13 protein-coding genes are annotated in these 13,671 nt (G+C 75.4%); 9 read left to right on the forward strand and 4 right to left on the reverse strand.

Going from position 1 to position 13,671, the window contains the following annotated elements; all coding sequences use genetic code 11:
• Positions 1–20: 20 nt before the first annotated feature.
• Positions 21–1,337, reverse strand: coding sequence for a hypothetical protein (locus AB0B55_RS02235; protein ID WP_357119384.1), 1,317 nt, complete (start codon positions 1,335–1,337; stop codon positions 21–23).
• A gap of 217 nt (positions 1,338–1,554) precedes the next feature.
• Between AB0B55_RS02235 and AB0B55_RS02240 the strand changes: the two genes are divergently transcribed.
• The 3 genes from AB0B55_RS02240 (at position 1,555) to AB0B55_RS02250 (ending at position 3,637) form a co-directional block, all read left to right on the forward strand.
• Positions 1,555–2,229 (forward strand): glycosyltransferase family 2 protein, encoded by a 675-nt coding sequence (locus AB0B55_RS02240; RefSeq protein ID WP_357117810.1) that lies wholly within the window; start codon positions 1,555–1,557, stop codon positions 2,227–2,229.
• Entirely contained in the window at positions 2,226–2,906 is a 681-nt protein-coding gene (locus tag AB0B55_RS02245) for a DUF2064 domain-containing protein (RefSeq protein WP_357169610.1), read from the forward strand. Before AB0B55_RS02240 ends, AB0B55_RS02245 begins: the two co-directional genes overlap by 4 nt.
• A 122-nt stretch (positions 2,907–3,028) precedes the next feature.
• Entirely contained in the window at positions 3,029–3,637 is a 609-nt protein-coding gene (locus AB0B55_RS02250; RefSeq protein ID WP_357119387.1) for a class I SAM-dependent methyltransferase, read from the forward strand.
• A gap of 11 nt (positions 3,638–3,648) precedes the next feature.
• Here AB0B55_RS02250 and AB0B55_RS02255 read toward each other — a convergent pair whose 3' ends face one another.
• Both AB0B55_RS02255 and AB0B55_RS02260 read right to left on the reverse strand, forming a co-directional pair.
• Positions 3,649–4,662, reverse strand: a complete 1,014-nt coding sequence (locus tag AB0B55_RS02255; protein WP_357117816.1) for a HAMP domain-containing sensor histidine kinase — start codon at positions 4,660–4,662, stop codon at positions 3,649–3,651.
• Entirely contained in the window at positions 4,655–5,347 is a 693-nt protein-coding gene (locus AB0B55_RS02260; protein ID WP_357117819.1) for a response regulator transcription factor, read from the reverse strand. Before AB0B55_RS02260 ends, AB0B55_RS02255 begins: the two co-directional genes overlap by 8 nt.
• A gap of 203 nt (positions 5,348–5,550) precedes the next feature.
• Between AB0B55_RS02260 and AB0B55_RS02265 the strand changes: the two genes are divergently transcribed.
• Together AB0B55_RS02265 and AB0B55_RS02270 are read left to right on the forward strand one after the other, a co-directional pair.
• Positions 5,551–8,343, forward strand: a complete 2,793-nt coding sequence (locus tag AB0B55_RS02265) for an Hsp70 family protein (RefSeq protein WP_357169613.1) — start codon at positions 5,551–5,553, stop codon at positions 8,341–8,343.
• A gap of 68 nt (positions 8,344–8,411) precedes the next feature.
• A complete protein-coding gene (locus AB0B55_RS02270; protein WP_357117825.1) occupies positions 8,412–8,984 on the forward strand; it encodes a nucleosidase in 573 nt (190 codons plus the stop codon).
• 10 nt (positions 8,985–8,994) lie between these two features.
• Here the strand turns inward: AB0B55_RS02270 and AB0B55_RS02275 are convergent, their stop codons facing one another.
• Positions 8,995–10,182, reverse strand: a complete 1,188-nt coding sequence (locus AB0B55_RS02275) for a low temperature requirement protein A (protein WP_357117828.1) — start codon at positions 10,180–10,182, stop codon at positions 8,995–8,997.
• Between the two features lie 170 nt (positions 10,183–10,352).
• On the opposite strand from AB0B55_RS02275, the gene AB0B55_RS02280 reads away from it, so the two are divergent.
• From AB0B55_RS02280 to AB0B55_RS02295, 4 genes are all read left to right on the forward strand, one after another.
• Entirely contained in the window at positions 10,353–11,204 is an 852-nt protein-coding gene (locus AB0B55_RS02280) for a S1 family peptidase (protein ID WP_357169616.1), read from the forward strand.
• 94 nt (positions 11,205–11,298) lie between these two features.
• A complete protein-coding gene (locus AB0B55_RS02285) occupies positions 11,299–12,315 on the forward strand; it encodes a sugar kinase (protein ID WP_357169619.1) in 1,017 nt (338 codons plus the stop codon).
• 3 nt (positions 12,316–12,318) lie between these two features.
• Positions 12,319–13,062 carry an IclR family transcriptional regulator gene (locus tag AB0B55_RS02290; RefSeq protein WP_357117838.1) on the forward strand — a complete coding sequence of 248 codons (744 nt, stop codon included), beginning with the start codon at positions 12,319–12,321 and terminating at the stop codon, positions 13,060–13,062.
• Positions 13,059–13,664 (forward strand): bifunctional 4-hydroxy-2-oxoglutarate aldolase/2-dehydro-3-deoxy-phosphogluconate aldolase, encoded by a 606-nt coding sequence (locus AB0B55_RS02295; RefSeq protein WP_357117841.1) that lies wholly within the window; start codon positions 13,059–13,061, stop codon positions 13,662–13,664. The genes AB0B55_RS02290 and AB0B55_RS02295 overlap by 4 nt, the downstream gene beginning before the upstream one ends.
• Positions 13,665–13,671: the final 7 nt, after the last annotated feature.

Here is a 13,671-nt window from a genome sequence, read left to right on the forward strand (position 1 = left end):
GTGGCGTGCGGCGGGGGTGGTCAGGAGACCGTCCAGAGCAGGTGGTTGACGGCCAGCGCGGTGAGCGCCTGCGCGGCCAGCCACCAGCGTCGCGAGGTCGCCGGGAGATGGGCGGTGGCGACCAGCAGCCAGCCGACGAACGGCAGCCAGATCCGCTCTACCTCGGCCTTGCTCAGCCCGGACAGGTCCGCGCCGAGGACCGCCACCAGGGCCGCCAGCGGTAGCAGCACCGTGGGGCCGGCTGCGCGTACTCCTGCTGCCGTAGGCAGGGCCAACCGCCCGGCGGCCCGCCAGCCGGGCGCGGCCGCCAGCGCGCGGCGCAGGGCCGGCCCCAGGACCGGACCGGCGCTGAGCAGCAGCGCGGCCAGGTTGGCCCACACCCAGTAGGCGTACGGGCGGTCGGCGGCCCAGCCCTGGTAGTACCGCTGGACGACGAGGTGGTAGCCGTCCCACCAGTGAAACCCCGCCGCGACGAACACCGCCGTCACGGCGGCGACGCCGACGGCGGCGGCGAGCAGCGCGCCCAGTCGGTGGGTACGGCGCAGCGCGACCACGGCCAGCGCGAGCACACCCACCAGCAGGAACCCGTACGACAGGTGCAGCGCGAAGCCGAGCACCGCCCCACCGGCCAGGGCGGCCACGCGGCCCCGGACCGCCAGCAGCGCCAGACCGGCCGCGACCACGGCGGCGAAGATGCCGTCGGCCGAGGCGCCCACCCAGACGGCCCCGGGCAGCAGCACCAGGAAGGGCACGACCGCGCGGGCCGCGTCGGGCGCGCCGAGCGCGCGCAGCGTCACCGGCACCGACACCGCGATCGTGGCGCCGAGCAGGACGCAGGCCAGCGCGGCTGCGGTGCCTCCGCCGAGGCCGACGCGGTCCAGCCAGACGAAGATGAGCAGCGCGCCCGGCGGATGGCCGGCGGTGTGGGTGGACCAGGAGTCGGGTTGGAAGTCCACGATCCGGCTGGTGAATCCGGCCAGCATCGTCGGGATGTCGGTCACGCCGGGAACCTCGTGCAGGTACTCGGCCTGCGGGGTGAGCCGTCGGGTCAGCCCCGCCGACGCGCCGTCGACCAGGGCCAACGACATGGTCCAGGCCACCGCCGTCAGCCACGCGGCAGCCAACAGGCGGCCCCACCGGGCGGTGCGGGCCCACCGGGCGCCCCAGCCCACCACCGCGACCGCCACCACCAGCGCGGCCGGGCTGCCCCAGCCGACGTGTGGCCGCCACGTCGCGTACAGCGGAGCGGCGTCCGCGTGCAGGCCGCCGCCGCGCGCGTTGAGCAGGGCCCCGACCAGCACGGCGACGCCGAGCAGCGCCGCTTCCAGCCCCAGCACGAGGAGGTCTCCGCCGGGGCGGCGAGGCGGGGTCCGCCCGGGGGCGGTGGCGTAAGCGGTGGTCGAGGCCATGACCACCGGACGGTACGGCGACAGCCCACCCTCGCGCTCGCCAATCGGCGGCCCGTCACCGGACGGTAAGAAATGCCCGGGCGGTAAGGGTTCGGTAAGCACATTTCGGCCTCCGCCGCGCGCGCGTCGCCCTAGCGTCGGCGGTATGGCGACTGAGATCGACGTGGTGCTGCCCTGCCTGGACGAGGCAGCCGCCCTGCCGGGTGTGCTCACCGCGCTGCCGCCCGGCTACCGGGCCATCGTGGTGGACAACGGCTCCCGGGACGGCTCGCCCGAGGTGGCCGTCCGGCACGGCGCCCGGGTGGTGCACGAACCCCGACGCGGGTACGGCGCGGCGGTGCACGCCGGCCTGGAGGCCGCCGACGCCGAGCTGGTGTGCGTCCTCGACGCCGACGGGTCGTTCGACCCCGCCGAGCTGCCGGCCCTGGTGGCACCCGTGTCCGCCGGTACGGCCGACCTCAGCGTGGGTCGGCGTCGGCCGGTCGGGGCGGGAGTGTGGCCGTGGCACGCCCGTGCCGGCACGGCGCTGGTCGCCGCGTTGCTGCGCCGTCGGGGCGTACCGCTGCGGGACCTCAGCCCGATCCGGGTGGCCCGCCGCCAGGCGCTGCTCGACCTCGGTGTCACCGACCGGGCCTTCGGCTACCCCCTCGAACTGCTGATCCGGGCCGCCGCCGCCGGCTGGCGCATCCACGAGACGGACGTCACCTACGCGCCGCGGGCCGCCGGCACGCGGTCCAAGGTTTCCGGTTCGGTGCGGGGCACCCTGCGTGCCACCCGCGACTTCGCCGGTGTGCTGCGGACCGTGGACGGCCCTCGGTGACCGTCCTGCTGGTGGTCGCCAAGGCGCCGGTCGCCGGGGCGGTGAAGACGCGGCTCTGCCCACCGGTCACGCCGGCCCAGGCGGCCCGGATCGCCGCCGCCGCGCTGCGCGACACCCTCGACGCCGTCCGCGCCACCCCCGGTGTCACGCCCGTGCTGGCCTGGTCGGGTCGGCTGGCCGAGGCGGAGGACGCCGACGCGTTGACCGCCGCGCTGGACGGCTGGTCGGTGCTGGAGCAGCGCGGCACCGGGCTCGGCGAGCGGCTCGCCAACGCGTACGCCGAGGTCGCTGCCGCGTACCCCGGGCGGCCGGTGGTGCAGATCGGGATGGACACGCCGCAGGTGACGCCGGGCCGGCTGGCCGCGGCGGTGGCGGGGCTGCGCGCCTCCGACGCGGTGCTCGGTCGGGCGCACGACGGCGGCTGGTGGTCGTTGGGGCTGCGCGACCCCCGGCACGCCCGGGTGTTGCGGGACGTTCCCATGTCGACGCCCGACACCGGTCGCGACACGTGGGCGGCCCTGACCGGGCGTGGCCTGCGGACCGCGCCGCTGCCGGTCCTGCGGGACGTCGACAAGTGGTCCGACGCCCTCGCGGTGGCCGTCGAGGTTCCCGGCGGACGCTTCGCCCGCCAGGTCGCGGCGGTCCGCCTCACCCTGCTGCCGGAGGGCCGGCGGTGAACCCCGTCGACACCGCCCCGGTCGAGGCCGCGCCGCCGGTACGGTCGCCGTCCGGGCCGACGCCGCGCCGGGGGTACGACGGATCCGGCGACCCCTTCGCCGCCGCGCTCGCCGCCGACCGGGTGGCCCTGCGGCGGTGGCTGGTGCACGGCGACGGGGTCCGTAGCCGGCTCCCGGTGGACCGCTGGCACGGCACGGCCGAGTCGGCGGTCACCGGCCTCGTCGCCCGCTGTGGTGGCCCGACGCTCGACCTCGGGTGCGGGCCGGGCCGGCTCACCGTGGCGCTGACCCGGGCCGGCCGGACCGCGGTCGGCGTGGACGTCTCGCCGACGGCGGTGCGGCTCACCCGCGCCCGTGGCGCGGTCGCGGTGCACGGCGACCTGTTCGGGCCGCTACCCGCCGAGGGTCGGTGGGCGCACGCGGTGCTGATCGACGGGAACATCGGCATCGGCGGCGAGCCGGTGGCGCTGCTGCGCCGTTGCCGGGACCTGCTCGCGCCGGGTGGCACGGTCCTGGTCGAGCTGGAGCGGCCCGGCGCGGGGTCGTGGCAGGGCCAGGCCCGGGTGGCCGCCGAGCAGCGGACCGGACGGGTGCTGCTGGGCCCGGTGTTCCGCTGGGCCCGGGTTGACGCGCGTGCGGTGCCCGCGGTCGCCGACGCCGCCGGCCTGGCGGTCCAGGACGTGTTCCGGCAGGGGCGGCGCTGGTTCGGTGAGCTGCGGGCGAACCGCTGAGAGGGCGGGCGTCAGGCCGCCGGCAGGCGCACCACGAACCGGCACCCACCGCCGACGTTCTGCACGTCCACCCGACCGCCGTGCGCCTCGACCAGTCCGCGTACGATCGCCAGCCCCAGCCCGCCGGAACCCTCGCCACCGGGGCGGGGCGTACGGGCCGGCTCGCCCCGGAACGCGACGTCGAACAGTCGGGGCAGGTCGTCCTCGGGGATGCCGCCGCAGGTGTCGGCGATCGCCAGCCAGGCGGCGTCGCGTTCAGATCCGGCGTCCACCCGCACCGTGCCGTCGCTCGGCGTGTAGTGCACCGCGTTGAGCAGCAGGTTGCCCACCACCCGGGCCAGCTCGGGTTCACTGGCCAGCACGGTGGGCCAGCCCGACTCGGCGGCCTCCAGTCGGATGCGCCGGGCCTTCGCCAGGGGCGCGGTGCCGGCGAGGGCGTCGGAGACGACCTCACCCAGCGGCACCGCCGACAGGGTCAGTCGCAGCGCGCCGGCGTTGATCCGGGACAGCTCGAACAGGTCGTCGACGAGTCGGGTCATCCGATCGGTCTGCACACGGATCCGCCGGTGATACTCGGCGACCGTCGCCGGGTCGTCGACCACCCGGTCCTCCAGCGCCTCGGCCATCGCCCGCAGGCCGGCCAGCGGCGTCCGCAGGTCGTGCGACACCCAGGCGACCAGGTCCCGGCGGCCCTTCTCGACCCGCCGTTCCCGCTCCCGGGCCTGGGCCGCCCAGACCGCCGCCACGGCCAGTCGACGCCCGAAGTACCAGCCCACGCCGAGGCTCACCACCGCCGCCGCGGCGACCGTGAGCAGGACGACCTGGAGGTCGTGCGGGGACAGGAACATCGCCTGGGCGACCACCACCACGCCGGCCACCACGGCGACCACGGCGATGGTGAGCAGGACGCACACGTGCACGGTGATCGACCGGTGCCGCAGCAGTCGCAGGGTCAGCGCGCCCAGCAGACCCACGCCGAGCGCGGCCGCGAGCGCCGCCCCGAAGATCAGCGCCAGGTCACGCATCGGCCGGCTCGTAGCGGTAGCCGACGCCCCAGACCGTGACGATGCGTCGTGGCTCGGCCGGGTCGTCCTCGATCTTCTCCCGCAACCGGCGGACGTGCACCGTCACCGTGGACTGGTCGCCGAAGTTCCACCCCCACACGCGTTCCAGCAGCTCGGTGCGCTTGAACGCCCGTGTCGGGTGTCGCATCAGGTGCGCCAGCAGATCGAACTCGCGCAGCGTCAGGGCCAGCTCGCGGCCGTGCAGGCGGGCGATCCGTGGCCCAGTGGCCACCTCCAGCCCCGCGTCGGCCAGCAGTTCGGCCGCCGGCGCGGCCGGCTCACCGGCCCGGCGCAGCACCGAACCGACCCGCAGCACCAGCTCCCGCGGCGAGAAGGGCTTACTCAGGTAGTCGTCGGCGCCGAGTTGCAGCCCGAGCACCCGGTCCGCCTCGTCGCCGCGCGCCGTCAGCATGATGATGGGTACGCCGTCCGGCCGCTCCCGTAGGCGCCGGCACACCTGCAACCCGTCCAGCCCGGGAAGCATCAGGTCCAGCACGACCAGGTGCGGCGGCCGGTCCTGGACGGCCTCCAGGGCGGCCAGCCCGTCCGCGACGTGACTCACCTCGTACCCGGCGTGTTCCAGGTAGCGGCAGACCACGTCGCTGACCGTCCGGTCGTCGTCGACCACGAGCACCCGCTGCGCCACCGGTCACCTCCCCGCGGCCAGCCTAGCCAGCACCGATGCGGCCGGCGATTTCGCAGACCTTGTGGTCTCCTTACGTTCCGTACCCCAATCGTCCCGACGCACCGACTGGCCGGTCCGCCTGGTGACGGCGAGGCCTGGGGTGCGCAGTGGGCTGCGTACGATGCGGGGCTGAGTTCCCTCGTCGCGGCGGAGGTATCGGGCAGATGGCAGGCCAGCACGAGGGTTTCGCCCTCGGCGTCGACCTCGGTACGTCCAACACGGTGGCCGTGCTGCGCTGGCCGGACGGTCGGACCCGGCCGGTGCTGATGGACGGTCAGCCGGTCAGCCCGTCGGCCGTGTACGCCGACCCGGACGGCACGTTGCACGTCGGCTGGGACGCCCGGCGGCTGGCGCAGGCCGATCCGGCCCGGTTCGAGGCGAACCCGAAGCGTCGGGTGGACGAGCCGACCGTGCTGCTCGGTGACCGGTCGTACCCGCCGGCGGAGTTGCTCGCCGCGGTGCTGGCGGCGGTCGCGCGGGCCGCGGTGGGTGCGGTCGGCTTCCTGCCTCCGGCCGTGCTCACCTGCCCGGCGGCCTGGGACGAGTCACGGCGGCAGGTGCTCGCCGACGCGCTGTTGCGGGCCGGATGGCCGCAGGCCGCCGAGCACACGCTCGCCGGGCCGACGCCACCGGGCACACGTCTGCTGCGTGAGCCGGTGGCCGCTGCCCGCTACTACACCCAGGTCCTGCACCGGCCGGTGCCGGTCGGTGGCGCGATCGCGGTGTTCGACTTCGGTGGCGGGACGCTCGACGTCGCGGTGTTGCGCAACGAGGGCGCCGACCCGTGGGGTGACTCCGGGTTCCTGGTGGTCGCCGACGGCGGTCTGCCCGACCTGGGCGGCCTCGACCTGGACGCGGCGCTGGTGCAGCGGGTCGGCGAGCTGCTGGGCGAGCGGCACGCCCGACGGTGGGCGCGCCTGGTCCGCCCGTCAGACCCGGCGCAGCGCCGCGACCAGGTCCGACTGTGGGACGAGGTACGCGGCGCGAAGGAGACGCTGTCCCGTTCCGCTGTGGCGCCGGTCGCGGTGCCCGGGGTGGCCGAGGCGGTGCGGTTGACGCGCGACGACGTCGAGCGGGTGGCGGCGCCGCTGTTGCGTCGTGCCGTGGAGCGCGCCCGGGAGGTGATCGCCGCGGCCGGCCTGCGCCCCGACCAGCTCGCCGGGCTGTTCCTGGTGGGCGGCTCCTCGCGGATTCCGCTGGTGGCACGAATGCTGCACGCCGAGCTGGGCGTGGCCCCGACGGTGCTGGACCAGCCGGAGCTGCCGGTGGCCGAGGGCGCGCTGACGGACCTTCCGCTGCGCCGAGCCCTGCCGGCGCACGCGGGACCGCAGGCCGTCCCGCAGGCTTCGCCGGCCGGGCCGCCCGCGCCGGCTGCGGCGTCGACCGTGCCGGCCCCGGCCGGTCCGCCGGGCGTGCCGGCTGCGGCGGAGAACGCGCCGACCGTGCCGTCGCAACCCGGGCCGGCGTCGGCCAGGCCGAGCGGATCAGCCGGGGCGGGCGGCTCGGGTTGGCAGCCGGCGCCGCCGGGCGTCGCGGGCACCCTGGTCGGCGGGGCGGGAGCCACCCCGACGCCCACCCCGCCCATCCCGAGCGGCGGTACGACTTGGCGGCGGGCCCGGTGGGTGGTGCTCGGGGCCGTGCTCGCCCTGGCCGGGGTGGCCACCGCGGCGACGCTCTACCTGCTGCGGGACCGCTATCCGGACCTGGAGTTCGGGCCGCTGCGCGAGCTGTCGAGGCCATCGGCCGGCGCCGAGCGGCCCAGCGGCATGTGGACCGCGGTGCTCGGCGACCGGGCCTATCTCGGGTACCCGCTGCCGGACGACCGGCTGGAGGTGGTCGCCGTCGACACCGGCACCGGCGACGAGCTGTGGCGCAGGCAGACCGGCGTCACCGCCGACGACTGGACCGGCCTCGTCGCCGTGCCGGGGGCGGTTGCCGTCCTCGCGGACGCGCCGGGCGACAGCACTCCGCGCGAACTGGCCGTCCTGGACGCCCGGTCCGGCGCCCAGCGCTGGCACCGGGCGGTCCGCGGCGACGACGACGTCTACTTCTCCGACGACACCGCCGTGCTGGTGGACCGGGCCGCCGGGCGGCTGGTCGGCCTGAAGCTGGGCGACGGCACCGACAAGTGGAGCAGGCCCAACCCGCGTGACCAGTACGGCGGGGCGCGTACCGTCGTCGAGCCGGTGGGCACCGACGCGGCGGCGGGCGGGCCGGCCTTCCTCGGCGGCGCTGCCCGCGACCCGTGGACCGGCAAGGGGCGACGACTCGTGCAGATCGGGGCGGACCGCTCGGCGCGGCTAGTCGACATGTCCTCCGGCTCGGTGCTGCGCGAGTGGGGCAACGTGGCCGACCTCGACGACCTGGTGGTGGCGCACGAGGACCGCCTCTTCGTGGCCCCCACCGACGGCGGGTACCAGGTGCTGGCGTACGACCTGGGTTCCGACGCGGCGCCGGTGGTCGTCTACCGGGCCGAGAACGCGGAGTACCGGCCGAAGGCGCTGGTGGCCTGCGGCGAGCGGCGGGCCTGTCTGGTGCAGGTACGCAACAGCGACGTCGAGCACACCGAGGTGGTGGCGGCGACCGAGGGGAAGTCGGCGATCTCCTGGTCGGCGCCGGGCGCGACCGGCCTGGTGCCGGTCGGCGAGCAGGTGCTCACCCAACGGGAGTACCCGAAGGCGACGGTCACCCTCTTCGACACGGCCGGCAAGGCGTTGCTGGCCGACCGCCCCGGCGTGGCGGCCCGACTGGACGCCGGCAACCTGCTCGTCTTCGCCGAGCCGACCAGCACGGTGGCGGACAACCGGAGCGTGGCCGGCGTGTGGGCCGAGTCGGGCGACGTCGACGAGTTGGGCCAGCTCGTCGACGTGCGCAGCGCGTCCTGCTCGTGGAACACGCGGGCGATCGCGTGCGGCGCAGACAAGGACTTCGTGCTGTACCGGTTCGCCGAAGACTGACCGCCGGCCGGACAGATGCCGGTGGAGTGCGCGACGGATCCGTGGCGGGCGGCCCGTAGGATGCTCCGGTGAATCTTCGGGGTACGGTCCGCGCCGATCGTCCGCTGGTGGTGCTCGCCGTGGGGGAGGAGGCCCGCTACCTGCCGGCCGAGCTGCCGGTGCTGCTCACCGGCATGGGCAAGGTCAACGCCGCCAGCGCGGTCGCGGCGGTGCTGGCGGCCGGCCCGCGTCCCAGCCTGCTGCTCAACCTGGGTACGGCCGGCGCGCTGCGCCCCGGGTGGACGGGTATCCACGAGGTCGCCACCGTGCTCCAGCACGACCTGGACACGGCTCTGCTGCGTACCCTCACCGGTCAGACCTACGGCGCGCCGCTCGCGCTGGCCGCCGAGGGCGCGGTGCTGGCCACCGGTGACACCTTCGTGGCCGACGACGACGCGCGGGACCGGCTGGCGCAGCGCGCCGACCTGGTGGACATGGAGGGGTACGCGGTGGCCTGGGCCGCCGCGCAGGCCGGGGTGCCGTGTCGGCTGGTCAAGCAGGTCAGTGACGAGGCGGGGGAGGGCGCGGCCCGGACCTGGCGGGAGTCGGTGGACGCCTGCGCCCGCGATCTCGCCGAGTGGGTCGGGCGCCACCTCGGCTGACCGCGCTGGGTCACCCGGCGGGCCCGCGCGGTCGGAGTCCGCGCGTGGTCTCCCGGTCGCCGGAGCCGGGGATCAGGACGTGCCCGGCCAGTGCGAGCGCCACGATCGCGGTGACCAGCACCGGTGGCCAACCGCCGGCCCAGGGCAGCACCAGTAACGGGAGCAGTTGCGTCGCCACCCGCCGCCACGGCACGCGGGTGGACAGCAGGTAGGTGAACAGCGCCCGGCCGAGCACGAACACCAGCGGCCCGCCGATGATCAGCATCAGCCACCAGGCCGGGGTCGTGCCGCTCGGACGGTTGACGACCAGGTCGACGGAGGCCGCCGTGATGGTCACGCCGCCCAGCAGCACCAGGTGGGTGTACGGGGCGATCCGGGTGGACCGGCCGGGCGCGGAGGCCGCCGCGGTCTCGAGCAACTCGCCGGCGCGAAACACGTAGATCTGCCAGAGCAGCAGCATGATGGCGAACGCGCAGAGCAGGGCAGCGATCCGGAGGCGGTCGAATTCGCTGCGGCTGAGCTCCAGGGTGGGTATCAGGATGATGTCGCCGAGGGCCAGGATGACGAACTGCTGGTACCGCTCGCCCAGGTGCGCGGTGGTCCGGTCGTACTGGTCGAGAGGCACCCGGCCGAGCCACGGGGTGGGGTAGCGCGCCGCCGCGGCGAGCACGTCGATCGCGATCGCGGTGGTCCAGATCCACAACCGCCCCGAGTCGACCAGCACGCCGATGATCCAGAGGACACCGGAGACCAGGAACCAGAACAGGAACCGGGTGGCTCGCGCCATGGCCGCTCGGTGCCGCTGCCGGTACAACGTGCTGACCAGGACAATGCCGCGCACCACGTGGGTGCCGACGTAGGCGAGCGCGAATACCGTGGCCTGCCCTCTGGTGATCATCGGCAGCGCCGCCGCCATCCCGACCGACCCGACCATGGCCACCATGAGGATGAGCTGGATCGGGCGCTGCTGCGGATCGTAGAACTCGGTGGTGGTCGTGGTGACCGACCACGTCCACCAGATCGCGGTCAGCATCAGCGCCACCGCCGTGCTGCGGCGCCAGGAATGCTCGTCGGCGAGCAGCGTCGAGGTCTGCGCGAGCGCGGCCACGAAGACCACGTCGAAGAGCAGTTCGAGCAGCGTCGCCCGGGTCGACCCGTCCGGCCGGCGTACCAGCGCCGCGGTGCCTCCGGTGGTCATGCCCGGCCTCCCGCCGTGTCTTCGAGGATTATCGGCGGCGGGGGCGCGGCGCGTCCCCGGTTCGGCGATTCCCGCTGAGCGGGGAAGAGGGCGACCGGAGGTTGCCACGGCGGGCCCCCCGGGTGACGCTTGTCGGCATCCATAGATCTCGATCTCCGTCGGAGGTTCGGATGCGTCGTTCGCCGCTCGTCGCCCTCGTCCTGACCGCCCTGCTGCTCGTCGCGCCGGGCGCGGCACAGGCCGCCCTCCCCGCTCATGCCGCGCCCGACGCGGCCGGCGCCCTGTCCGGGGTACGCACGCCGGGCGTCGCCTGGGGCGCCGACCCGGCCACCGGCCGGATGACCGTCACCGTCGACGACACGGTGACGCCCGCCGACCTGGCGAGGCTGCGGGCGGTGGCCGATCGCGCCGGCGCGCTGCTGCGCCGGGAGCCCGGCACGCTGCGCACCCTGATCGCCGCCGGCCAGGGCATCTACGGTGGCGGTAGTCGTTGCTCGCTGGGCGCGAACGTGCGCAGTGGCAGTACCTACTACGTGGTTACCGCCGGGCACTGCACCGGGACCGTCAGCACCTGGTACGCCGACAGCGCGCAGACCACCGTCCTGGGCACCCGCACCGGCACCAGCTACCCGGGCAACGACTACGGGCTGATCCGCTACACGGGCCGGATCGCGCATCCGAGCGCCGTCTACACCTATCCCGGGCTGCTGACCATCAACGGACCCGGCACCGCGTACGTGGGTCAGGCGGTGTGCCGCAGCGGCGTTACCACCGGCGTGCGCTGCGGCACGGTCACCGGGCTCAACCAGACCGTCAACTACGCCACCGGCGTGGTCTACGGCCTGATCCGCACCAACATCTGCGCCGAGCCGGGGGACAGCGGCGGGCCGCTGTACGTGGCGTCCACCGGCACCATCATCGGCATCCTGTCCGGGGGCAGCGGCAACTGCACGTCCGGTGGAACGACCTACTACCAGCCCATCGCGGAGGTGCTGGCGGCGTACGGACTGACCCTGCCCTGATCGCTGTTGCGCTCAGCGCAACGGGTTGCTCACGTGGCACAATGCGCCTAGGCTCGGCGGGACCCCGGACCCCTCCCCGAGGACGTGCGCCGCGATGCCGAGCGAGCCCCGACCCGACCGCACGGCCACCTCGACCGGCCCGCCGCCGGCCGAGGTGGTCACGGTGGGCGAGACCATGGTGATGCTGTGCCCGCCCGCGGGCGAGCCGCTGGAGCGCGCCGAACGCGTCACCGTCTCGGTCGGCGGCGCGGAGTCCAACGTGGCCGGCTACCTGGCCCGGCTCGGCCACCGGGCGACCTGGGTGGGCCGGGTCGGCGACGACCCCTTCGGCCGGCTCGTCGTGCGGCACGTCGCCGACACCGGTGTCGACGTCGACCTGGTGGCGGTGGACCCGGCCGCACCCACCGGCCTCTACGCCAAGGACCCCGGCCCCACGGCCACCGCCGTGCACTACTACCGGGCCGGCTCGGCCGCGTCCCGAATGGACGGCGACGCGCTGGCCGACCCACGGCTGGCCGGCGCACGGGTGCTGCACCTGTCCGGGATCACCCCGGCGCTCTCGGCCTCCTGCCGGGCGCTGGTCGAGCGCGCGGTGACCGACCGGCCACTACCGGGCGCGCTGGTCAGCTTCGACGTCAACCACCGGGCCCGGCTCTGGCCCGCCGAACGGGCCGCGCCCGTGCTGCGCGACCTCGCCGACCGCAGCGACCTGGTCTTCGTCGGGCAGGACGAGGCGTACGCCCTCTGGGGCACGAGCGATCCGGCCGCCGTACGCCGACTGCTGCCCGGCCCCCAGGCGGTGGTCGTCAAGGACGGTGCGGTCTGTGCCACCGTCCTGTTCCGCGACGCCGAGCCGGTCGTCGTCCCGGCCCCCCGCGTGTCGGTGGTGGAACCGGTGGGCGCGGGTGACGCCTTCGCCGCCGGCTACCTGGCCGGACTGCTGCGCGACCTCGACCCGACGCGACGGCTGCGCCTCGGTCACCTCGTCGCCGCGCAGGCGCTGGGCAGCACCGGTGACGACGCGCCGCTGCCGCCCTGGTCGTGGTTCGAACGGCTGATCGACGGTCCCTGGTCGCCACCCGACCTGACCGCCGCCCGAGCAGAGGGCTGAGGGGTGTCCGAGGGCGTCGACCGGGCGATGCGCGCGCTCGAACTCCTGGCCCGCGAGCCGGCGCAGCTCGGCGGCGTGGCCACCCACCTGGGCGTGCACAAGTCCACCGCGCTGCGCCTGCTGCAGTCGCTCGAGGCGGGTGGCTTCGCGCGCCGCGCCGACGGCGGCTGGACGGTGGGTCTGCGGCTGATCGACCTCGCCCAGCAGGCCCTGGACTCGCTGGACGTCCGCGCGGTGGCCCGCCCCCACCTGGCGGCGCTGGGCCGCGACTGCGGGCACACCATCCACCTCGCGCAGGTGGTCGACGACGACCTCGTCTACGTCGACAAGATCGAGGCCCGGGGTCAGGTCCGCATGTACTCCCGGATCGGCCGCACCGCGCCGCTGCACGCCAGCGGGGTGGGCAAGGTGGTGCTCGCGTACGGTCCGACGTCCCGGGTGTCCCAGCTGGTCGACGGCGGCACGCTGCCGGCGTACACCCCGGGCACCATCTGCGACCCGGCGGAGCTGCGCACGGAGCTGGCGGCCGTCGCCGCGCAGGGCTGGGCCGCCGACGACGGCGAGTTCGAGCCGCTGATCAACTGTGTGGCGGCACCGGTCCGACAGGCCGACGGCGCGGTCACGGCCGCGGTGTCGGTGACCGCGCCGACGGTGGTGGCCACCCTCGCCGACCTGCGCGCCCTACTACCCCGACTGCTGGCCACCACCCAGCAGATCTCCCGCGACCTCGGATGGAGTGGACCATGACCACAACGGACTTCGCGCACCTCTTCGGCGGCGCCCGGGTGATGGCGATCCTGCGCGGCCTGCCGGTCGCCGAGACGGTCCGGCTCGCCGAGCGCGCCTGGGACCTCGGCATCGAGGTGGTGGAGGTGCCGGTCGCCACCGCCGACGCGGTGCCCGCCCTGCGCGCCGCCATCAAGGCGGGCGCGGCGCGGGGCCGGATCGTCGGGGCCGGCACGGTGCTCGACGACGAGACGGTCGCGGCCGCCGCCGACGCGGGCGCCGCGTTCACCGTCGCGCCCGGCCTGGACCTCGCGGTGGCCGACGCCGCCGCCGCGCGCGGTCTGCCGCACCTGCCCGGCGTGGCCACCCCCACCGAGGCGCAGGCGGCGCTGCGGCACGGCCTCACCTGGCTCAAGGCGTTCCCCGCCATCTCCCTCGGCCCAGCCTGGTTCAAGGCCATCGCCGGCCCCTTCCCGCAGCTCCGCTTCGTCGCGACAGGCGGCCTGGACGCCACAAACGCCGCCGCGTTCCTGGACGCCGGCGTACGCGTGGTAGCAGTCGGCTCAGCCCTAACCGACCCCACCCAGCTAGACCACCTAGCCAAACTAACCACCCAAGCCTGACCCGCCC

The sequence above is a fragment of the Micromonospora sp. NPDC049107 genome, from assembly GCF_040648595.1.
In the GTDB taxonomy this organism is placed as follows: Bacteria; Actinomycetota; Actinomycetes; order Mycobacteriales; family Micromonosporaceae; genus Micromonospora.

Coding starts and splice junctions, on each gene's coding strand:
- AB0B55_RS02255 (WP_357117816.1), bottom strand. CDS start 4,662: ATGCGTGACCTGGCGCTGATCTTCGGGGCGGCGCTCGCGGCCGCGCTC.
- AB0B55_RS02295 (WP_357117841.1), top strand. CDS start 13,059: ATGACCACAACGGACTTCGCGCACCTCTTCGGCGGCGCCCGGGTGATG.
- AB0B55_RS02265 (WP_357169613.1), top strand. CDS start 5,551: ATGGCAGGCCAGCACGAGGGTTTCGCCCTCGGCGTCGACCTCGGTACG.
- AB0B55_RS02285 (WP_357169619.1), top strand. CDS start 11,299: ATGCCGAGCGAGCCCCGACCCGACCGCACGGCCACCTCGACCGGCCCG.
- AB0B55_RS02240 (WP_357117810.1), top strand. CDS start 1,555: ATGGCGACTGAGATCGACGTGGTGCTGCCCTGCCTGGACGAGGCAGCC.
- AB0B55_RS02275 (WP_357117828.1), bottom strand. CDS start 10,182: ATGACCACCGGAGGCACCGCGGCGCTGGTACGCCGGCCGGACGGGTCG.
- AB0B55_RS02280 (WP_357169616.1), top strand. CDS start 10,353: ATGCGTCGTTCGCCGCTCGTCGCCCTCGTCCTGACCGCCCTGCTGCTC.